The organism is Canicola haemoglobinophilus (genome assembly GCF_002015075.1).
In the GTDB taxonomy this organism is placed as follows: Bacteria; Pseudomonadota; Gammaproteobacteria; order Enterobacterales; family Pasteurellaceae; genus Canicola; species Canicola haemoglobinophilus.
Window position 1 is genome coordinate 22,671 of sequence record NZ_MUXZ01000020.1, and the last position, 20,419, is coordinate 43,089.

General features: G+C 36.4%; 18 protein-coding genes and 1 pseudogene. 8 read left to right on the plus strand and 11 right to left on the minus strand.

Annotated features, from left to right (window positions below; genetic code table 11):
- Positions 1-257: 257 nt before the first annotated feature.
- Both glnE and B0186_RS07330 read left to right on the plus strand, forming a co-directional pair.
- The gene (gene glnE, locus B0186_RS07325) at positions 258-3,233 is read left to right on the plus strand and encodes a bifunctional [glutamate--ammonia ligase]-adenylyl-L-tyrosine phosphorylase/[glutamate--ammonia-ligase] adenylyltransferase (RefSeq protein WP_078218726.1); all 2,976 of its coding nucleotides are present in this window, start codon (positions 258-260) and stop codon (positions 3,231-3,233) included.
- A 125-nt stretch (positions 3,234-3,358) separates the two neighbouring features.
- The gene (locus tag B0186_RS07330; protein ID WP_078218727.1) at positions 3,359-4,126 is read left to right on the plus strand and encodes a hypothetical protein; all 768 of its coding nucleotides are present in this window, start codon (positions 3,359-3,361) and stop codon (positions 4,124-4,126) included.
- Positions 4,127-4,177: 51 nt separating this feature from the next.
- Here B0186_RS07330 and B0186_RS07335 read toward each other — a convergent pair whose 3' ends face one another.
- Positions 4,178-4,987 (minus strand): hypothetical protein, encoded by an 810-nt coding sequence (locus tag B0186_RS07335; protein ID WP_078218728.1) that lies wholly within the window; start codon positions 4,985-4,987, stop codon positions 4,178-4,180.
- Between the two features lie 140 nt (positions 4,988-5,127).
- Between B0186_RS07335 and B0186_RS07340 the strand changes: the two genes are divergently transcribed.
- The 4 genes from B0186_RS07340 (at position 5,128) to purA (ending at position 10,078) form a co-directional block, all read left to right on the plus strand.
- Positions 5,128-5,799: a trimeric intracellular cation channel family protein gene (locus B0186_RS07340; RefSeq protein ID WP_078218729.1), complete on the plus strand. Its 672-nt coding sequence runs from the start codon at positions 5,128-5,130 to the stop codon at positions 5,797-5,799.
- 9 nt (positions 5,800-5,808) lie between these two features.
- Positions 5,809-7,065 (plus strand): glutamate-5-semialdehyde dehydrogenase, encoded by a 1,257-nt coding sequence (gene proA, locus B0186_RS07345; protein WP_078218730.1) that lies wholly within the window; start codon positions 5,809-5,811, stop codon positions 7,063-7,065.
- Positions 7,066-7,260: 195 nt separating this feature from the next.
- Positions 7,261-8,613, plus strand: a complete 1,353-nt coding sequence (gene lysC, locus B0186_RS07350; protein WP_078218731.1) for a lysine-sensitive aspartokinase 3 — start codon at positions 7,261-7,263, stop codon at positions 8,611-8,613.
- 166 nt (positions 8,614-8,779) lie between these two features.
- Positions 8,780-10,078: an adenylosuccinate synthase gene (gene purA / locus B0186_RS07355; protein WP_078218732.1), complete on the plus strand. Its 1,299-nt coding sequence runs from the start codon at positions 8,780-8,782 to the stop codon at positions 10,076-10,078.
- 56 nt (positions 10,079-10,134) lie between these two features.
- On the opposite strand, the gene pmbA is transcribed toward purA, so the two are convergent.
- Positions 10,135-11,487, minus strand: a complete 1,353-nt coding sequence (pmbA, locus tag B0186_RS07360) for a metalloprotease PmbA (protein WP_078218733.1) — start codon at positions 11,485-11,487, stop codon at positions 10,135-10,137.
- 145 nt (positions 11,488-11,632) lie between these two features.
- Between pmbA and yjgA the strand changes: the two genes are divergently transcribed.
- Positions 11,633-12,166, plus strand: coding sequence for a ribosome biogenesis factor YjgA (gene yjgA / locus B0186_RS07365; RefSeq protein ID WP_078218734.1), 534 nt, complete (start codon positions 11,633-11,635; stop codon positions 12,164-12,166).
- Between the two features lie 46 nt (positions 12,167-12,212).
- On the opposite strand, the gene hflC is transcribed toward yjgA, so the two are convergent.
- The 9 genes and pseudogenes from hflC to arsC all read right to left on the minus strand — a co-directional run bounded on the left by hflC (position 12,213) and on the right by arsC (position 19,273).
- Positions 12,213-13,100 (minus strand): protease modulator HflC, encoded by an 888-nt coding sequence (gene hflC / locus B0186_RS07370; RefSeq protein ID WP_078218735.1) that lies wholly within the window; start codon positions 13,098-13,100, stop codon positions 12,213-12,215.
- Positions 13,100-14,350: an FtsH protease activity modulator HflK gene (hflK, locus tag B0186_RS07375; RefSeq protein ID WP_078218736.1), complete on the minus strand. Its 1,251-nt coding sequence runs from the start codon at positions 14,348-14,350 to the stop codon at positions 13,100-13,102. Before hflK ends, hflC begins: the two co-directional genes overlap by 1 nt.
- Positions 14,351-14,428: 78 nt before the next feature.
- The gene (locus B0186_RS07380) at positions 14,429-15,151 is read right to left on the minus strand and encodes a 4'-phosphopantetheinyl transferase family protein (protein WP_078218737.1); all 723 of its coding nucleotides are present in this window, start codon (positions 15,149-15,151) and stop codon (positions 14,429-14,431) included.
- Positions 15,152-15,193: 42 nt separating this feature from the next.
- On the minus strand, positions 15,194-15,457 hold the full coding sequence (locus tag B0186_RS07385; RefSeq protein ID WP_078218738.1) for a hypothetical protein: 264 nt from the start codon (positions 15,455-15,457) through the stop codon (positions 15,194-15,196).
- A 57-nt stretch (positions 15,458-15,514) separates the two neighbouring features.
- Positions 15,515-15,757 (minus strand): DUF5339 family protein, encoded by a 243-nt coding sequence (locus B0186_RS07390; RefSeq protein WP_078218739.1) that lies wholly within the window; start codon positions 15,755-15,757, stop codon positions 15,515-15,517.
- Between the two features lie 107 nt (positions 15,758-15,864).
- Entirely contained in the window at positions 15,865-17,745 is a 1,881-nt protein-coding gene (gene htpG, locus B0186_RS07395; RefSeq protein ID WP_078218740.1) for a molecular chaperone HtpG, read from the minus strand.
- Positions 17,746-17,882: 137 nt separating this feature from the next.
- Positions 17,883-18,473 (minus strand): opacity family porin, encoded by a 591-nt coding sequence (locus B0186_RS07400; protein ID WP_078218741.1) that lies wholly within the window; start codon positions 18,471-18,473, stop codon positions 17,883-17,885.
- A 124-nt stretch (positions 18,474-18,597) separates the two neighbouring features.
- Positions 18,598-18,857: pseudogene (locus B0186_RS11785) on the minus strand (alternative ribosome-rescue factor A); the annotation flags it as partial.
- 65 nt (positions 18,858-18,922) lie between these two features.
- Positions 18,923-19,273 (minus strand): arsenate reductase (glutaredoxin), encoded by a 351-nt coding sequence (gene arsC, locus B0186_RS07410; RefSeq protein WP_078218742.1) that lies wholly within the window; start codon positions 19,271-19,273, stop codon positions 18,923-18,925.
- Positions 19,274-19,359: 86 nt separating this feature from the next.
- On the opposite strand from arsC, the gene B0186_RS07415 reads away from it, so the two are divergent.
- On the plus strand, positions 19,360-20,412 hold the full coding sequence (locus tag B0186_RS07415) for an AI-2E family transporter (protein WP_078218743.1): 1,053 nt from the start codon (positions 19,360-19,362) through the stop codon (positions 20,410-20,412).
- Positions 20,413-20,419 lie beyond the last annotated feature (7 nt).

Consider the following 20,419-nt stretch of genomic DNA (forward strand, 5'->3'; position numbering starts at 1 on the left):
CTGTGCTGTGCTGTGCTGTCATCATGATGATCCTTTGAAAATGAATGTCAAACAAATTTTACAAAAATCAGCACCGCTTATAAACTAAAATCCTCTTGTTTAATGACAATAATGCTATTTTATCTATTATACCTCATTGTAAGTAATCAAACTCTCAAGGATTGTTGAAAATAGTTATTCTATAATTTAACAAAAAACTCTTTTTCTTTTACAATCTTTGTTCATTTCCTCCTCTATTTCCTTTGCGAGAATTTATTATGTCGTTACTTTTATGTGCTGAAGAAAGATTAATGCAATGTGCAAATTGCCTAATTGAGCATTTTCCTGAGCAATTTGTTCCAACGCAAAATAACACCGCACTTTTTCAACAAATTCAACAAGATAAAGATAATCTGCAAAGCCATATAGGGAAATTAGGCTATGGGTTGTGTTTATCGGATTTTGTCTTTGAAACAATGCAAAAACAACCGTATTTTCTTCTGCAATGTTGGGAGAATTGTCCTACTTTCACCGATTGCGACCACTACGCTACAAATTTACAAAATATTCTCAAAGAAGTAGAAACAGAAGAACAACTTTACCGCTCTTTACGCCAATTTCGCGCTCGTGAAATGGCAAAACTGAGCCTTTGTCAAAGTTTAAACTTAGCGACAGTAGAAGAAATTTTTATTCGCCTTTCTCAATTGGCAGAAAGTTTAATTATTGCGGCAAGAGATTGGCTATATGACCAAACTTGCAAGGAGTTAGGTACGCCAACAGATGCACAAGGTAATGCACAGAAATTATACATTTTAGGTATGGGGAAATTAGGCGGTTTTGAGCTGAATTTTTCCTCCGATATTGATTTAATTTTTACCTATCCAACCAATGATGGCGAAACCCAAGGTGGTCGGCGTAGCATTGAAAACAGCAAATTTTTCACAAGATTGGGGCAGCGTTTAATTCGAGCATTAGATGAATACACCGCCGATGGCTTTGTTTATCGTACGGATATGCGTTTGCGCCCTTTTGGTGAGAGTGGTGCGCTGGCATTAAGTTTTAACGCAATGGAGCAATATTATCAAGAACAAGGGCGAGATTGGGAGCGCTATGCGATGATAAAAGCACGGATTTTGGGGGCTGATAAGCGAGATGCTAATGTGCAAATATTACAGCAGCTTTTACGCCCCTTTGTTTATCGGCGCTATATTGATTTTAGTGTTATTCAATCTTTGCGTGATATGAAAAGCAAAATTGCACGAGAAATACACCGTAGAGGATTAATAGACAATATTAAATTAGGCGCTGGTGGTATTCGTGAAATTGAGTTTATTGTACAAGTTTTTCAGCTTATTCGGGGTGGGCGTGAAGCGATCTTGCAACAAACTTCCTTACTTAACCTTTTACCTGTACTCGAAAGATTAGGTTTACTTAATGCTGAACAAAAAACAAATTTGCACCTCGCCTATTTATTCCTACGTAGAGTAGAAAATATTTTGCAAGCCATTAATGACAAACAAACGCAGACTTTACCAAGCACAGAAAAAGATCGAGAACGTTTGATCCTTGCGACAAAAAATTTTACTTATTTTCCAATCTTCACAGAAAATGAGCCAAAAACAACCGCACTTATTCAATATCCTATTGAAAACTGGCAACAATTTTTAGCAGTATTACATGAGCATCAACAAAAAGTGCGGTCTGTTTTTCAGAGTTTAATTGGCGAAGATACAGAGGAAGAAGAAAAAAATAGTACGGATGATATATGGCATGATTTTCTTGATGCGGACCTCAGCGAGCAAGAAATTGAAACTCTGTTGCAAGAAAATCAAATAGATGAACAACATTTTGATGAAATTATTGAAAAATTAATCCAATTTAAATTGGATTTAACTCGTCGCTCCGTAGGTGAACGTGGGCGTCATGTATTAACACAACTTGTGCCAATGTTGTTTAATCAACTTTTCCAATACAAAAACTATCTGCAACTTTTGCCAAGAATGTTGAAAATTGTAGAGAAGATCGTAACACGTACAACTTATTTAGAATTATTAGTGGAAAATCCTCAAGCCTTAACTCAATTGCTTAAATTATGTGCAAAATCAAAAATGATTGCCGAACAAGTAACAAAATATCCGATTTTGCTTGATGAACTATTAGATCCTAATGCACTATTAAATCCTATAGATTTTCATCTATATTCTTCTGAATTGCATCAATATTTACGGCGTCTTCCCTCTGATGATGAGGAGCAGATTATTAATGGACTACGCCAATTTAAACAAACCACTTTATTACGAGTAGCAGCAGCAGATATTTTAGGTGCATTACCAGTAATGAAAGTCAGCGATCATCTAACCTATTTAGCCGAGTCAATTATCGAAACTGTTGTCAATCTTGCGTGGCAACAAGTCAGTCTAAGATTTGGTATACCTGAATATTTAGATAAACAGCAAAAAGGTTTTTTAGTCATTGGCTATGGAAAATTAGGTGGGATTGAGCTTGGTTATAAATCAGATTTAGATTTGGTTTTTCTCTATGATGGCAATCAGACAGGGCAAACTATTGGTGGCAAAAAATCCATTGATAGCAACCAGTTTTATCTCAAACTGGCACAAAAAATTATTAGTATTTTTAATATGAATACGAGTGCTGGGATACTTTATAATGTTGATATTCGCTTACGTCCAGCAGGCGATGCTGGATTACTGGGTTGTTCATTAAATGCTTTTGAAAACTATCAAATGAATGAAGCTTGGACATGGGAAAAACAAGCTTTAGTACGGAGCCGAGTGGTCTATGGTGATCTAGCTTTGCGTGAACGTTTCGACAACATCCGTCAAAATGTACTTTCCGCCCCAAGAGATTTGCTCAAACTAAAACAGGATATACGAGATATGCGTGAAAAAATGTATCAACATCTTTCTAAACACCAAGCGGATAAATTTAATATTAAGACAGATCGAGGCGGTATTACCGACATCGAATTTATTGCGCAATATTTGGTTTTAGCCCATGCGCCAGCAAATCCAACATTAACACATTGGTCTGATAACGTGAGAATTTTTGACAGTATGGCAGAAAGTGCGGTCATTCCCCAAGAAACTTCTGAAAAACTCAAAAAATGCTATGTGAATTTACGAAATCAAATTCATCATTTGCATTTATTAGGTAAAGATCCAATTATTGAAACGCAAAAATTTCATGATGAAAGAAACTTTATTTTAGATATTTGGAAAAATTTATTAGAATAAATGAACTTATAAAAATAAATTTGTTCTAAACTGAGTTTGAGCAAGAATTTTATAAGAAATGATTTCTAACTTATATGTTATGCTACACAAACCTTGTATTTACATTTACAGATGAGAAATGAACTATGAAATTAAATAAATCTCTTTTGATTACTACATTAGTTACATCAGGCATGTTATTGGTTGCTTGTAACGAAAAAAATAAAACAGAAGCTACTCAGGCTGAAACAAAGGCTGAAACGACACAACCTGTAGCTCAAGAAACAGCAAAGGCAAACGCTGAACAAACTCAGCCTACAACTCAAGAGAAAACAGAGGCAAGTACTGAACAAGCTCAGCCTACAACTCAGGAGAAAACAGAGGCAAGTACTGAACAAACTCAGCCTACAACTCAAGAGAAAACAGAGGCAAGCACTGAACAAGCTCAGCCTACAACTCATACAGAAACAGACGCAAGTGTTATCGAACAAAAAGCTCTTGACCAATTTAACAAGGCTGTTGCTATTGTATTGACAGGGTATCGAATTGATAAAGATACACAAAGTCAAGATACTTTATCTTTTATTTATCAAGTCACAAACAAAAGCAATAAAGCCATTAAAGAAGTGCAATGGTTTAATCTTTTTTTAGTTGATTCAAAAATCGTAGATGTTCTCGATATCCCTGTTGTGTTTGAAAAGACTTTAGCAGCAGAAAAAACAGAAGAAGTAACATTAACAAAATTAGCAAATACCTATCCTGAAAATATAAAAGATAGTATTCTAAATAAAAAAGCAGATTTTAAGTTTACACCAACAATTGCTGGAAAAATCGTTTTTGAAGATGGTACAGAGTTGATCGTAACAAAATTCGAAGATATTACCAATTCTTTACAAAAACATCCTAACCAATAATTTTTACAGCAAACAATATCAATATAAAAGGGGAGTTATCCCCTTTTTACGTTAAGATGATATATAAGCCATACTTGCCCATACAGGGAAAGTCATTAAAATAAAGCTCATCATTAATAATGCGATATATTCTATTTTCCATTTATAAAATATATGTATTGCAATAGCACCCATAACAATTAAGTGCAAAATAAAATAAAGTCCCCACGCAAGTTGATTTGGAAAGACAATGTGTTGTGAAGCTAAAACTAAAATCCCCAAAACAATCAACGCATTCAATAATAAAGTAATCAACATAAAGAAAGGTAATAACGCAATAAATCCTTGTAGACGATTTTTTGCAATAACCAACAGTAAATTCGCTAAGATGATACCTAATAGCGTTTGTGCCATTGGATTATATTGTGGGAGATAAATCAAGGGTAAATCAATAAAAATAAGCAAATAAATAACCGCACCAAGCCCCCCCATTAGCGTCCCCAACATCAATAAAGATTTACGCATTTGTAAATCTTTAGGTTGTTGCCAAATAGATAGTGTTACGCCAATTCCACTCAAACAAACAAGATCAGTTAACACATAATGATAATTAGAAAACAAACTAATAAATAGCCATAAACTCCAATAAGGCAAAAAGTACAAATTGACCTTCAATAATCTTGAACGCTGTCCGTTACAAATTTCCCCTTTAGTAAAGACTAACACACTTAATAATTGCGCGACTAACACCGCTAAACTTAAATGAGGGATAGCCTTTGCCTGAGCCTGTAAACTCATCGTAAAGAAGTCGATAGCAATGAGGAATAATATTGGTAAAAAGGACAAAAGTGCGGTTGTTTTTTGTGATTGTTCTGTTGACATAGAATTTCCAGTTGCGAGATGCGGATAAAAATGAAGTGGCTATTATGCAAAAAATAAAAAGTGCGGTCAAAAATAACATTGTTTCTTGCCTTTATGCGCTCTAAAATACCCACAAAAATGACCGCACTTTAAGGAAACTTATGTTACTCAGTATTCTCTATATTATCGGTATTACCGCAGAGGCAATGACTGGCGCATTGGCAGCGGGACGAGAAAAAATGGATATTTTTGGTGTCATTATTATTGCATCAATGACTGCAATTGGAGGTGGCTCTGTTCGAGATGTGTTACTTGGGCACTATCCTCTAGGCTGGGTAAAAAATCCCCATTATTTTTTGATAGTTGCTACCGCTGCTGTTCTGACCGTTTTCATTGCCCCCTTTATCAAACATTTTATGCGTTATTTCCGCACTATTTTTCTCGTATTAGATGCGCTAGGTTTAATCGTTTTTTCTATTATTGGTGCACAAATTGCTTTAGATATGGGACATGGTTTTACTATTGCAATTATTGCGGCAATTATCACGGGTGCCTTTGGTGGCGTACTACGTGATCTACTCTGTAACCGTATTCCATTGGTCTTTCAAAAAGAGCTTTATGCCAGCGTTGCATTATTAGCAACAAGTATTTATATTGGCTTGCAGCAATTACATATTAATCAAAATTTAGTCATTATTATTACGCTAATTAGTGGCTTCATTATTCGTTTACTGGCAATTTATTTTGAATGGGGCTTGCCTGTTTTTGATTATCAAGAACAAACCACAGAAAGTGCTAAAACTAATGATAAATTGCCGAAAAAAACTAAATAAGGATATCACATGAATTTAAATGAAATGGGAAAACAGGCTAAACAAGCTGCTGCAATCCTCTCTCAACTTTCACATCAACAAAAAAATAACGCTTTGCAAATTATCGCAGAGCAACTGGAATTACAAAGCGACAAAATCCTTGCAGAAAATGCCAAGGATATTCAACTTGCTAAAGAAAACGGACTATCAGAGGCTCTCATTGATCGCCTATTACTTACCAAAGAGCGTATCGCTGGCATAGCAAAAGACGTTCGTCACATTATTTCATTAGCGGATCCCGTTGGACAAGTTATTGACGGCGGTATATTGGAAAGTGGTGCGAAATTAGAGCGAGTAAGAGTACCTTTAGGCGTTGTTGGAACTATTTATGAAGCGCGCCCAAATGTGACTATTGATGTTGCTACGCTTTGTTTAAAAACCGGTAATGCGGTTATTTTACGTGGAGGAAAAGAAACACGTTACTCCAATGAAATTCTAGTGAAAGTGGTACAAGATGCCTTGGAGCAAGCTGGATTACCTCGAGCTTCAGTACAAGCTATCACAGATCCTGACCGCGCTTTAGTATTGGAATTGCTCAAATTAGATAAATATGTAGATATGATTATTCCTCGTGGTGGTGCAGGCTTACATGAATTTTGCAAACAAAACTCAACTATTCCTGTGATTATTGGTGGCGTTGGCCTGTGTCATTTATTTGTAGAAGAAAGTGCGGAGCAAGATAAAGCCCTTGCGGTCATTGATAATGCTAAGACTCAACGTCCAAGCACTTGCAACACGCTAGAAACGCTATTAGTACAAGAAAGTATCGCAGCAGAGTTTTTACCTAAACTAGCTGCCTATTTGCAACATAAAAAAGTCAAATATCACGCAGATCCAACCGCACTTTCAATATTAGCCCAACAAAATGTTGAGGTTTCAGCGGTGCAAGAACAACAACTACGTCAAGAGTGGGGTTCATTGGATTTAAATGTTGTCATCGTTAAAGATATGCAACAAGCTATTGAGCATATCAGCGAATATGGTACACAACATTCAGAAGCCATTTTAACTTCATCGCAAAGATTGGCTCGCCAGTTTGTTTCCCTTGTTGATGCAGCGACTGTTTATGTGAATGCAAGTACAAGATTTACTGACGGTGGACAATTCGGCTTAGGTGCTGAAGTAGCGGTTAGCACGCAAAAATTGCATGCTCGTGGTCCAATGGGCCTAGAGGCACTAACCACGTACAAATGGATTTGTGTCGGCGATTATACAGTACGCCAATAATCTTTTCTGGAAGGGGCAATCGCCCCTTTTTTGCACTACAAAACTCGCTTTTTTTCCACCGCACTTTATTCATCTATTAACACAACATACTTTTTATTTAAATCTATAAAATTTTTGTTTGACAATTTTTTGCTAAATCGTTATTTCTATATTGCACACAACATTTTATAACTCTAAATAAAAAGGAAATTACTTATGTCTAATCTCTCAGTAGCAAAATTTGGTGGCACTAGTGTCGCTAATTACTCCGCAATGCAAGCATGTGCAAGAATTGTCATTGCAGATCCAAACACTCGTGTAGTTGTGCTTTCAGCCTCAGCTGGAGTGACAAATTTACTTGTTGCCTTAGCTAAAGGTTGTGAAGTTGATGAGCGTACAAAACTACTCAACGAAGTACGTCAAATTCAAGAAAATATTTTGAATGAGCTAAAAGATGCCAGCGTGGTTCGCCATAAAGTTGAAGCAATTTTAGCGCATATTGAAAGCTTATCTGAAGCAGCAAGCCTAGCAACCTCACTTGCATTAACTGACGAGCTTATTTGCCAAGGGGAAATGATGTCCACGCAAATTTTTGTGGAAGTCTTACGAGAATTAAATACCCAAGCAACTTGGCTTGATGTAAGAAATATTGTGGCAACTAACAGCCATTTTGGCAAAGCTGCCCCAAATGATGAACTGACTCAACAAAACAGCGATAACCATTTAAAACCCTTAATTGCACGTGGCGAATTGATCATTACACAAGGGTTTATTGGTCGCGATCCTCAAGGCAAAACCACAACTTTAGGACGTGGAGGGAGCGATTACTCTGCTGCATTATTAGCAGAAGTTTTAAATGCAAAAGATGTATTAATTTGGACTGATGTTGCAGGGATTTATACAACAGATCCTCGTATTGCAACTAATGCACAGCGTATTGATACAATGAGTTTTGCAGAGGCGGCAGAAATGGCTACTTTTGGTGCCAAAGTATTACATCCATCAACTTTATTACCTGCTGTACGTAGCAATATTCCAGTTTATGTAGGATCAAGCAAAGCTCCACAAGAAGGCGGAACTTGGGTAACGAGAGATCCTCAACCAAGACCGACATTCCGTGCCATAGCACTACGTCGTGATCAAACATTATTAACTTTAACAAGCCTCAATATGCTTCATGCACAAGGCTTTTTAGCTAATGTTTTTACTATTTTAGCTAAACATAAAATCTCAGTAGATACGATTACAACATCAGAAATTAGCATCGCTCTTACCTTAGATAAAACGGGTTCAGCTTCATCTGGCGCTGAATTATTATCGCCAGAATTATTAGATGAGCTCAGCCAAGTGGCAAGCGTAAAAGTTGATGGGGATTTATCTCTAGTAGCATTAGTCGGTAATGATTTACATACCAAAGCTGGCGTAGCAAAACATATTTTTAATACGCTAGAACATTATAATGTCCGTATGATTAGTTATGGCGCTAGTACAAATAATGTGTGTATGTTAGTGGAAAATGAGCAAGCAGATAACGTTGTTCGTACATTGCATAAATCTTTATTTGAGTAATTATTAAACCATCAAAGAGCGGAAAAATTGAACCGCTCTTTTTTATTGCTTAAAAACATCAGTAGAAACACCAATAAACTGATAATTTAAATTGAGATTACAGGCAGAAAATAGTAAAGTAAGCCACTGTTCATTCACTTACAAAATAGCTTTTAAGGCGGAATTTATGGGAAAAAGTGTTGTTGTCTTAGGCGCTCAATGGGGCGATGAAGGTAAAGGCAAAATTGTTGATTTATTAACAGATCGAGTTAAGTATGTTGTTCGCTATCAAGGAGACCACAATGCTGGTCATACCTTAATTATTAATGGTGAAAAAACCGTACTTAGATTAATTCCATCAGGTATTTTACGTGAAAATGTAACTTGCTTAATTGGTAATGGTGTTGTTCTTTCTCCATCTGCTTTAATGCAAGAAATGGGCGAATTAGAAAGTCGTGGAATTAAGGTTCGTGAACGTTTATTAATCTCTGAGGCTTGCCCGTTAATTCTTCCTTACCATGTAGCAATGGATAAAGCTCGTGAATCAGCTTTAGGTAATAAAGCAATTGGTACTACTGGTCGTGGAATTGGTCCAGCTTATGAAGATAAAGTAGCTCGTAGAGGCTTACGTGTTGGCGATTTATTTGATAAAGAATTATTCGCTGAAAAGCTCAAAAATATTCTTGATTATTATAATTTCCAACTAGTTCATTACTATAAAGCCGAAGCTATTGATTATCAAAAAACCTTAGATGAAGTGTTTGCTGTTGCAGATATTATTACCGCAATGGTCGCAGATGTGACAACTATTTTAGATACTGCACGCAAAAACGGCGACAATATTTTATTTGAAGGTGCTCAAGGAACAATGTTAGACATAGACCAAGGTACCTACCCTTATGTAACCAGTTCAAATACTACTGCTGGTGGCGTTTCGACTGGTGCTGGTTTTGGTCCTCGTCATATTGATTATGTTTTAGGTATTATCAAAGCTTACTGTACCCGTGTTGGTGGTGGTCCATTCACAACTGAATTATTTGATGACGTGGGCGCAGAAATTGCACGCAAAGGAAATGAATTTGGTGCTGTAACAGGTCGTCCACGCCGTTGTGGTTGGTTTGATGCAGTTGCAATTAAACGTGCAATCCAAACAAACTCTATTTCTGGTTTCTGTATGACCAAGCTTGATGTTTTAGATGGATTTGATGAAGTCAAAATTTGTGTAGGTTATAAAATGCCTAACGGTGAAATTGCTGAATTTGCACCATTAGCTGCAAAAGACTGGGAAGGTGTTGAGCCAATTTATGAAACCTTACCTGGTTGGAAAGAAAACACATTCGGTGTAACTGATGTAAATAAATTACCAGAAAATACTCGTAATTATATTAAGCGTATTGAAGAAGTTACAGGTGTTCCTGTGGCAATTCTTTCAACTGGTCCAGATCGTGTTGAAACAATGATTTTAACGGACCCATTCACAGCATAAATAAATTAACAAAAACGGCTTAATCAGATGAATGATTAAGCCGTTTTTTATGTTAATTAATTTCCCGAAACCTTCATTTTTTCTAACAAGATCGAACCAGTTTGAATATTTGATCTATGTTCAATATCATTCCCCACCGCAACTATATTAGCGAGCATATCTCTTAATTGACCTGCAATAGTAATCTCTGAAACGGGATATTGAATTTCGCCATTTTCAATCCAAAATCCAGAGGCTCCACGAGAATAATCACCAGTAACTAAATTCACGCCTTGTCCCATGAGATCTGTCACTAATAGCCCCGTGCCCATTTGCTGTAAAAGTGCGGTTAGATTTTCAGAATTTGGTTTGACTAACCAGTTATGAATTCCACCAGCATGGCCTGTACTTTGCATACCTAATTTTCTACCGCTATAACTTGTCAGTAAATAAGTTTGTAAAATCCCTTGCTCAACAATTTCTAAATTAGTCGTACGAACACCTTCGCTATCAAAAGGCGTAGATGCCAGTTTTCCGATTAAGTGCGGTCGTTCGCTAATATGAAACCAATCAGGCAATATTTTTTGACCTAAATGATCCAATAAAAAACTCGATTTACGGTATAAACTTCCGCCACTAATAGCAGCCGCTAGATGCCCGATTAACCCAGTTGCAACGTCATTCATAAAAATAACAGGGACTTCTTGCGTTTTAATTTTTCTCGGTTGCAAACGTGAAACCGCTTTTTTCGCTGAATTTTCGCCAACCCAAACCGCACTTTCTAATTCTTGGATATTGCGAGCTACCGTATATTCATAATCTCGCTCAAGTTGCTCATCGCTACTTGCAATGACAGAGCAAGATAAAGAATAACGGCTCGATAAATAGCTTTGCAACATACCATGACTGTTGCCATAAACTCGAACGCCAGTATGAGAATTAAAGGCAGCACCTTCACTATTGACAATGCGCTCATCATAATCCAAAGCCGCTTTTTCTGTTTGTAGCGCTAACTCAACAGCACGATCTACATCAATATCTGCCTCATGATAAAGAGATAAATCTGGCGCATCAAAGGCCATTAACGCCTTATCTGCTAAACCAGTACAAGCATCTGGCGAAGTATATTTCGCAATAGCTAAAGCTGAATCTACCGCATTTTTTATAGCCTCATGGCTTAAATCTGAAGTTGAGGCATTTCCTTTTTGCTGTCCCAAGTACACCGAAATCCCCAAGGCACCATCGCTGTTAAATTCGACATTTTCAATGTCTTGCAAGCGTGTGGAAACAGATAATCCACTGACTTTGGTTACTGCCACTTCTGCGGTTGCTCCTGCTTTAGTGGCAATTTCAATAGCATAACTCACTGCATCTCGTAATGTTTGTTCTTGTTGTTTTAAAAGTGCGGTGGAATTTTGTTGAGTTTTCATCATAAACCTTTTTATTAAATCAAAATTTTGGCTATTCTAGCCTATTTTCCAATTTGTCGCTAACCACAAATATGATGGCATTTCAGCAAAATCTTAACTTATGCTAAACTACGCCGAATTTTACATAAGGAAATAGGAATAGATTATGGCAAAACGTAAAAAAGAAGTATTTGATTGGGAAGATGAAGAACAAGAGGAAATCATTTGGGTTAGCAAAAGTGAAATAAAACGTGATGCAGAAGCCTTGAAAAAATTAGGTGAAAAACTCGTTGATTTAACTAAAACCAATTTAGAAAAAATGCCTTTAGATGAGAGTTTACGTGATGCTGTTGAACTGGCGCAACGTTTACAAAAAGAGGCTCGCCGCCGTCAAATTCAATATATTGGTAAGTTATTGCGTGCAATTGATCCAGAACCAATCCAAGAGGCTTTAGATAAACTTGAAAATAAGCATCAGCAACAACAAGCAATGTTGCATAAGTTAGAATTATTGCGCGATGAATTAGTGGAAAAAGGCGATAATACACTTACTGAGCTTTTAATTGATTATCCTCAAGCAGATCGCCAATATTTACGCAATTTAATTCGTTCGGCTCAAAAAGAACGAGAACAAAATAAGCCACCTAAAGCCTATCGAGAAATTTTTCAGTATTTGAAAGAATTGGTTTTAGAAGAGTAAAAAAGAAAATCCGCACTAAAAAGTGCGAATTATTTTTATCCAAATTTTATTTTTGTGGGCTTTGCATAAAGCGGAAGAAGTCGCTACCCGGTTTCAAAATCATCATATTATTTGAGCCTTCGAAGCTATTTTCATAGGCTTTCATGCTACGAATGAAACTGAAAAATTCAGGTTGCTGTGCAAAGGCATCTGAATACAATTTTGCTGCCGTTGCATCACCTTCACCACGTAATTCTTGCGCTTTTTTACTTGCGGTTGCCAAAATAACGGTCACTTTACGATCAACATCCGCTTGGATAAATGCCGCTTTTTCTTTACCTTGTGAACGATGTTCACGAGCTACAGCATCACGCTCAGCACGCATACGTTGATAAATAGAAGAAGAGACTTCATCAGGTAAGTTGATCTGTTTTACACGCACATCAACAACTTCAATCCCTAATTCTGCCGTACTATCTTGTCCTGTATTAAGCGCTTTTTTCGCCCCTTCCATCAATTCGCCACGTGTACCAGAAACAATATCTTTAATCGTTCTAGAACCGATTTCAGAACGCAAACGGTCGTTTACTTTGCGGCGTAAAAGATTTGATGCTTGAACATAATCGCCACCGCTTGTTGCTGTATAAAAACGACCAAAATCGCTAATTCTCCATTTTACATAGGAATCAACTAATAAGTCTTTTTTCTCAACAGTTACAAAGCGATCAGGTTGACCATCTAATGTTCTAATTCGAGCATCAAGAATTTTGATGTTATCAATAAATGGAATTTTAAAATGTAAACCTGGGTTATACACAACCACTTTATTATCTGCATCACGATGTACTTTACTAAAGCGCAACATAATGCCACGAGTGCCCTCATCAACAATCACAATGCTCGAATAAATAAGTGCAACTAATACAATCAGAATAGGAGTTAGAAACTTACGCATTAATTAAATCTCCCTTGGCGGCCTTCAGTAATTGGATCTACATTATTTAGCGAAACATCTTTATTTGTTACCGCTCTTTCTGGAACAATTTTGTCATTTGTTTGGTAAGTTTTAACAGGTGTATTGGTTTTCTCTGTTAAATTTTTTCCACTCAAAATTTGCTCTAATGGCAACACTGTCAAATTATTACCACTATTGTTATCCAGCATAACTTTTGGCGTATTCGCCATGACTTTTTCCATGGTTTGAATATATAGACGCTCACGCAATAATTCTGGCGAGGCTTTAAACTCAGGTAATAAACGTTGGAAACGTTCTACTTCACCTTGTGCATTTAACACAATTTGTTCTTTATATGCGGTAGCTTGCTCAATAATACGTTGTGCATCGCCTCGAGCTCTTGGCTCTTGCTCACGGGCATAAGCTTCAGCTTCACGAATATAACGCTGCTCATCTTCTTGTGCTTTAATGGCGTCATCAAAAGCAGCTTTCACTTCTTCCGGTGGACGAGCTGATTGGAAGTTAACATCAATTACTTCTAATCCCATGTCATAAGTCGCAATAATGTCATTTAAGGCTTTCCAAGTATTTTCACGTACAACTGAACGTCCTGTCGTTAAAATATCATCCATTGTCATATGACCAATGACATAGCGTAACGCACTATCAGTAGCTTGATTTAAGCTATCATCGGCTTTTGTTACACTAAACAAGTACTTAGCTGGATCTTGTACACGATATTGCACAGTCATCTCAACTTTTACCATATTTTCATCTTGCGTTAACATTGCACCTTGGGTTCTTAATTCACGCACTTGCTCGACATTTACCGCTCTTACACGATCAATAAAAGTGGGTTTCCAGTTTAAACCGGGTTGCACAATTGAATGTAATTGACCGAAACGAAGCACAACACCACGTTCAGCCTCTTTTACTGTATAAAACCCACTTAATCCCCAAATCACAGCAGCGGCTAACACACCAATAGGTAACAATTTACCTAATCCTACAGGCGGTAAATTTTGCTTACCTTTTTTGCCACCTTTACCAGACTGACCACCGAGTTTTTTCAACAAATTATTGAAGATTTCTTCAATATCTGGTGGTGATTGTTCGGTATTTTTTTGCTGATTTTTTGGCTGTTCCCAACCAGATTGTTTATCTCCATTATGAGATTGATTATTTTCTGGCTTTTGCCCAGAACTCCCCGGCTTGCCCCAAGGATCTTGATCTGAATTATTGAACGACATTTCATTCTCCATTTGTCAAAAAATTGTTACAAGTCTAAACAAAATATTGATCTAAGTCTAATCTATTTAAGATTAATTTTATGATTTAACAAGGTTCACTTGATATTCAATTATCTGGGTCAGTTGTTGTGGCATAAGCTGATTATTTTGCCAAGCAAAATACTGTGCTTTTTCAATATGTTGATGACAGAAAAGTGCCAAGTAGAAAGGCAATTCAGTGGTAAATATCAACTTTCCTGTGGGGCAATAATCAGAGTAAAGTAATAGTTCTTCTGGCTTATGCTGTACTTCGGATAATTTCACAATCCCTATCCCTTGTGATTTCAGCAATGCCTCGCGCCCACACCAAATTTGATAAAAGCGTTCCTCACAAGGTTTTTGTTGAAACCAAACTAACTCTTGTGGAGCAGCAAAATGCTGTAAAAGTGCGGCGTAATTTCTGTTTTTTTTAACAAATTCAATATCAATTCCTACCGCACTTTTTTCATGAGGTTCCTCAACTTGTAATACCACAGCCACCCAATCATCAGAATGACTAATATTAAAATCAATATTGTCTGCTAAGAAGTAAGGGCGATTAGAGGAAGAACGCTGAATACTGCCCAAAAGAGCGGTATCAATTTCCGCTTTTTGCAATAATTGCCACAATAAAAAATGCGCTAGACGGCGACAATAATAACGTTGTTGAACAGGCTTATAAGTGCTTTTTAAATGCGTAAGTTGTTCATTGAGTAAATGTAAAGGAATGATTTCAAAAGGGTAGGGCTGTTGAATATTGCCCCAAGCGACAAAAATGGCCATATTTATTCCATAAAAAAGCCTGAACATCTCAGGCAATTACGATCAATTTCTATATTGTTGAATACTTGCCATTCTTAACAGGCAAATTTTGTTTTGCTCTTTCTCTGGCAATTGGCTTAGCTTATTTTTATTGCGTTTGAACTGCGCTAATTCAGCGCTAGACAAAGAGGACTGCGCTACATTTTTGTCTAACACATTAAAATAGCTCTGACAACTTGAGGGCAACTTACTATTCGTATTAGATAAATTGATTGTTGTACAAGCATTGAGCAAGATAACAGTGCCAAGGAAGATAATTTTTTTCATACACAATCCTTCAATAAAAAAAGCCAGTAAAAACTGGCTTTGGATTATACGTGAAAATTACATTTTTGGCATTTGTTTTAATTGCTCAAGTGCTGCTTCGCAAGCCTGTCCTTGTGCTGCCGCTGGCATCATTTTCATTTGCTCTTTGCCAGCACTCATTTGCTGTTTTACTGCAGCAGGTGCTTTTTCCACGTAAGCATCAACAGCTTTGAAGTATTCTTCACATTTAGGATGAAGATCAGCAGCGTTAGCAGCGAATGCAGCCATAACAAGAGCGGTAGATAACATAATTTTTTTCATAGAAATTCTCCCTGAAATAAAGTAAATAAAAATCCCTAAATTAATTAGGGACTTTTATTATATCTAATAGCTCAAAAAAAAAACAATAAAAGTATAAAAAATAACTTTTACGCTAATAAGCTATTTATACGCTTAATAAATGCGGTTGGATTTTCTAAAGAACCACGTTCAGCAAGCATGGCTTGCTCAAGTAATAATTCAACCCAATTTGCAAATTCAGCCTCATCAGCAAGATCTGCTACTTTTTTCACTAAATGATGCTCCAGATTAAGCTCAAAAGTGTATTTGACTTCAGGTACAGGCTGTCCAGCCGCTGCAAATAATTTTGCCATTTGCGTTGTCATTTGATCGTTGTCCGTAGAAACCACGGCTGGAGTATCCGTTAAACGATGAGTTAGACGCACATCTTTTACTCGTTCACCGAGCAAGGTTTTCACACGTTCAATAAATGAACTAAAAGCTTTATCTTGCTCTTTTTGTTCTTCCTGCTCTTTATCCGCTAAATCACCTAAATCCAAATCCGCTTTAGTAATGGGTTGTAATTGTTTGCCATCAAATTCAGTTAAATAACTTAGCATCCATTCATCAATGCGATCTGATAATAGTAAAACTTCAATATCTTTCTTATTGAATAACTCTAAGTGTGGTGAGTTTTTGGCAGCAATATAGCTATCAGCGGTAATGTAATAAATTGCCTTTTGTCCCTCTTTCATACGAGCAACATAATCTTCTAGAGAAACAGTTTGCTCTGAGCTGTCGTTTTTACTAGAAGCAAAACGCAATAATTTGGCAATATTTTCTTTATTAGCAAAATCTTCTGCAGGACCTTCTTTTAATACTAAGCCAAATTCTTTCCAGAATTGTAAATATTTCTCCCCATCATCTTTGGCTAATTTTTCTAGCATTTGTAATGAGCGTTTGGTTAACGCTTTGCGTAAAGCCGCGGTCACTTTGTTATCTTGCAAAATTTCACGAGATACATTGAGCGGCAAATCATTGCTATCAATTAAACCACGCATAAAGCGTAAGTAATTCGGCATAAATTGCTCTGCATCGTCCATAATAAACACACGTTGTACATAAAGTTTCAAGCCATGTTTATGTTCACGATTGAATAGATCCCAAGGTGCTTTAGAAGGTACATAAAGCAAGCTGGTATATTCTTGATTTCCTTCTACTTTATTATGTGCCCATAAAAGCGGATCAGCAAAATCATGGCTTAAATGCTTGTAAAACTCTTTGTATTCTTCATCAGAAATCTCTGATTTTGATCTTGTCCAAAGGGCTTGTGCTTTATTGATTTTTTCCCATTTAATGCCTGTTTCTTTGCCTTCTTCATCATATTCTTTGGCTAAAATTTCCACTGGCAAGCCAATATGATCAGAATATTTGCTAATAATTTCACGCACACGCCATTCATTAGCAAACTCTTTTTCCTCTTCACGCAAATGCAAGGTAATTTCTGTACCACGCTCTTTTTTCTCAATATCCGCTACAGAATATTCGCCTTCGCCAGCAGACTCCCACAACACCCCTTTATCAGCGGAAACGCCAGCAGCTCTCGTTTTGACCGTTACTTTATCCGCCACAATAAATGCCGAATAAAAACCCACACCAAATTGCCCGATCAATTGACTATCTTTCGCTTGATCTTGTCCAAGTGCGGTCAAAAATTCCTTTGTTCCAGATTTCGCAATAGTACCAAGATGATCAATCGCCTGTTCTCTTGTCATACCAATACCATTATCGCTAATGGTTAAAGTGCCTTTATCCGCATCAAAACTGATCCGCACTTTTAAATCGCCATCGCCTTCATATAATTCAGGGGCAGACAAGGCTTTGAAACGTAATTTATCTGCTGCATCTGAGGCATTAGAAATTAACTCACGCAAAAAAATCTCTTTATTTGAATAAAGAGAATGAATCATTAATTGTAAAAGTTGTTTGACTTCAGATTGAAAACCACGAGTTTCTTGATTTATTGACATAATATTTCCTTTTCTTATGGTTAAATTGAAAACGGCTGAGATATAAGTTCAGAAATGAAGATTTCAAGTTAATCGGCATAAAAAATGCGGTCAAATTTGACCGCACTTTGAAAATCTAAAAAATTTATAGAAAATAATTAAAACTCGTATCTCAAACCGATTTTAGCACCATATTGATTAATTTTGTCACCTTCAATTTTCACTAATTGTTGGTATTCAACAGCAGCTTGAGCGAAAAGATTGTTAGAGAGTTTATAGCTAACTCCTGTTACGACGCCATATCCTAATTTAGTGCGAGTATCAGATACAGATTCAGTATCAATACTGCTAGGATCGCTTGAGTCAACCATGTTGTAATTCCATTTGATCTTATTCATGGAAAGTCTAGCACCAACGAATGCTGCGAAATCAGAATTTAAATCGAAGTCATAGAATGTAGATATTCCAAAAGAATTTATTTTTAAATTAAATTTCTCCACAATATCTGATTGAGTGTTGTTATGATTTATTTTTCCATAGTGAGAATAATCTATCCCCAAACGAAAATTATTAAATTTATAACCAACAGAAATGCTTGGTGCTAATTGGCTTTTAGAAATCGAGTCCCCTTCTTGAAAATGAGTTTTTAGTTTTGAATAACCTAAATCTCCCTGAACATACCAATTCGCATTAGCTACACTGCTTAATGTAAGAGCCGCTAGTGCAGCAACCAATAATGATTTTTTCATAAAACTCTCCATGAAAATTGTTTATAACGTTAGGACCATTATGTAAATGGTCGCTCCATAATAAGCTCATAAATATTGAAAGGTCAATTACTATTAAGAAATAATTTAAACAAAAAACAATAATAAAATACCCTTTAAAAAACCCGATTATAAAATCTCTGTTGCCAAAAATTTGATAATCGGGTTTTCAAAATATTTCCCTACATGTTTTGCTTTACGCTGATAACTGCCTTTTCCTTTGTGCTTTCGTTCAATGCGTTGACGAAATAACGGATCATGTAATAAGGCTTGAATTGCATTATCTCGAATAACACCTTTTTGGTGTCGGTACTTTATTGAACCTTGTTCATTTAACGGCTCAATGACGACTTTTTTCTTTGCCATAAAATTTCCTTAATAGTAATAAAAAATCAGCTTACATTTCGTAAGCTGGCGCATTATAAAACAAATTACAGAATTGCTAAAACACTTTCTGGCGGTCTTCCGATTTTGGCTTTTTCGCCATTGACTACAATTGGGCGTTCAAGTAATGCGGAGTTTTGTGAAAGTGCGGTCAGAAGTTGTTGTTCGGTTAAATCTGGATTATTTAATCCTAATTGTAAATAAAGATCATCTTTGCAACGCATCATTTCTCTTACAGACTTAATGCCTAATTTCTGCACCAAAGTTTGCAATTCTTCAACGCTGTAAGTTTGTTGTAAATATAATTCAATTTCAAAAGGAATAGATTGTTGTTCTAATAAAGCTAAGGTTTCACGGCTCTTTGAACAACGTGGATTGTGATAAATTTTAACAGTCATAAGTGCTCCTCTTATTTGATACAGTTCAAATGCACAGAATTTTACCTTATAATCAGCCGAAATGCGCATTTATTAAAGGATAAATTATGATTGAAATGTTGAAAAATTGGTATCATCGCCGCTTTACTGATCCACAGGCTATGGCGCTTTTTGCGATTTTATTTTTCGGCTTTGTGGCGATTTACTTTTTCAGCAATTTATTGGCTCCTCTCCTTATTGCGATTGTTTTGGCTTATTTGCTCGAATATCCTATTCGTCTATTAAATGAAAAATTAAAAATGCCTCGAATTTTAGCCACCTTTCTTATTCTCGGTGGTTTTATCGCTGTCACTTTTATCATGACCTTTATTTTGATCCCAACATTGTGGACCCAGACGGTTAAATTGGTGAGCGACTTACCGCATATGTTCAATCAACTCAATGAATGGTTACTCTCTTTGCCAGAAGACTATCCTGAGTTAGTCGATTATCAAATGATAGATACGTTTTTTATTTCATTTAAAAACAAAATTTTAGGGTTAGGCGAGTCCGCACTCAAATTTTCTATTGCCTCTTTATTAAATCTAGTGACCTTAGGCATTTATGCTTTTTTGGTGCCATTAATGGTGTTTTTCTTACTTAAAGATAAAATGGAATTAATTGACTATATTACAAACTTTCTACCAAAGAACCGCACTTTAGCCTCAAAAGTTTGGCGAGAAATGCAACAACAAATTGCGAATTACATTCGTGGAAAGTTACTTGAAATTTTAATTATTGCTTTAGTTAGCTATGCCATATTTTTATTTTTTGGGCTGAATTATCCGTTGTTACTTGCGGTTGCCGTGGGATTTTCGGTGTTAGTGCCATACATTGGAGCGGTGTTAGTGACTATTCCTGTTGCCTTAGTCGCGATGTTCCAATTTGGTATTACACCAACTTTTTGGTATTTAATGATTGCCTATGTAATCAGCCAAATTCTTGATGGTAATTTACTTGTGCCATTTTTGTTTTCTGAGGCGGTTAATTTACACCCTCTTACCATTATTATTGCTGTTCTTATCTTTGGTGGATTATGGGGATTTTGGGGCGTATTCTTTGCTATTCCATTAGCCACATTAGTCAAAGCTGTTGTTTCTTCTTGGCCTTCAACAGAATAATCAGTAA

Excerpts from the sequence above, each read along its gene's own strand:
- glnE (WP_078218726.1), top strand. The coding sequence starts at position 258 with ATGTCGTTACTTTTATGTGCTGAAGAAAGATTAATGCAATGTGCAAAT.
- B0186_RS07330 (WP_078218727.1), top strand. The coding sequence starts at position 3,359 with ATGAAATTAAATAAATCTCTTTTGATTACTACATTAGTTACATCAGGC.
- B0186_RS07335 (WP_078218728.1), bottom strand. The coding sequence starts at position 4,987 with ATGTCAACAGAACAATCACAAAAAACAACCGCACTTTTGTCCTTTTTA.
- B0186_RS07340 (WP_078218729.1), top strand. The coding sequence starts at position 5,128 with ATGTTACTCAGTATTCTCTATATTATCGGTATTACCGCAGAGGCAATG.
- proA (WP_078218730.1), top strand. The coding sequence starts at position 5,809 with ATGAATTTAAATGAAATGGGAAAACAGGCTAAACAAGCTGCTGCAATC.
- lysC (WP_078218731.1), top strand. The coding sequence starts at position 7,261 with ATGTCTAATCTCTCAGTAGCAAAATTTGGTGGCACTAGTGTCGCTAAT.
- purA (WP_078218732.1), top strand. The coding sequence starts at position 8,780 with ATGGGAAAAAGTGTTGTTGTCTTAGGCGCTCAATGGGGCGATGAAGGT.
- pmbA (WP_078218733.1), bottom strand. The coding sequence starts at position 11,487 with ATGAAAACTCAACAAAATTCCACCGCACTTTTAAAACAACAAGAACAA.
- yjgA (WP_078218734.1), top strand. The coding sequence starts at position 11,633 with ATGGCAAAACGTAAAAAAGAAGTATTTGATTGGGAAGATGAAGAACAA.
- hflC (WP_078218735.1), bottom strand. The coding sequence starts at position 13,100 with ATGCGTAAGTTTCTAACTCCTATTCTGATTGTATTAGTTGCACTTATT.
- hflK (WP_078218736.1), bottom strand. The coding sequence starts at position 14,350 with ATGTCGTTCAATAATTCAGATCAAGATCCTTGGGGCAAGCCGGGGAGT.
- B0186_RS07380 (WP_078218737.1), bottom strand. The coding sequence starts at position 15,151 with ATGGCCATTTTTGTCGCTTGGGGCAATATTCAACAGCCCTACCCTTTT.
- B0186_RS07385 (WP_078218738.1), bottom strand. The coding sequence starts at position 15,457 with ATGAAAAAAATTATCTTCCTTGGCACTGTTATCTTGCTCAATGCTTGT.
- B0186_RS07390 (WP_078218739.1), bottom strand. The coding sequence starts at position 15,757 with ATGAAAAAAATTATGTTATCTACCGCTCTTGTTATGGCTGCATTCGCT.
- htpG (WP_078218740.1), bottom strand. The coding sequence starts at position 17,745 with ATGTCAATAAATCAAGAAACTCGTGGTTTTCAATCTGAAGTCAAACAA.
- B0186_RS07400 (WP_078218741.1), bottom strand. The coding sequence starts at position 18,473 with ATGAAAAAATCATTATTGGTTGCTGCACTAGCGGCTCTTACATTAAGC.
- arsC (WP_078218742.1), bottom strand. The coding sequence starts at position 19,273 with ATGACTGTTAAAATTTATCACAATCCACGTTGTTCAAAGAGCCGTGAA.
- B0186_RS07415 (WP_078218743.1), top strand. The coding sequence starts at position 19,360 with ATGATTGAAATGTTGAAAAATTGGTATCATCGCCGCTTTACTGATCCA.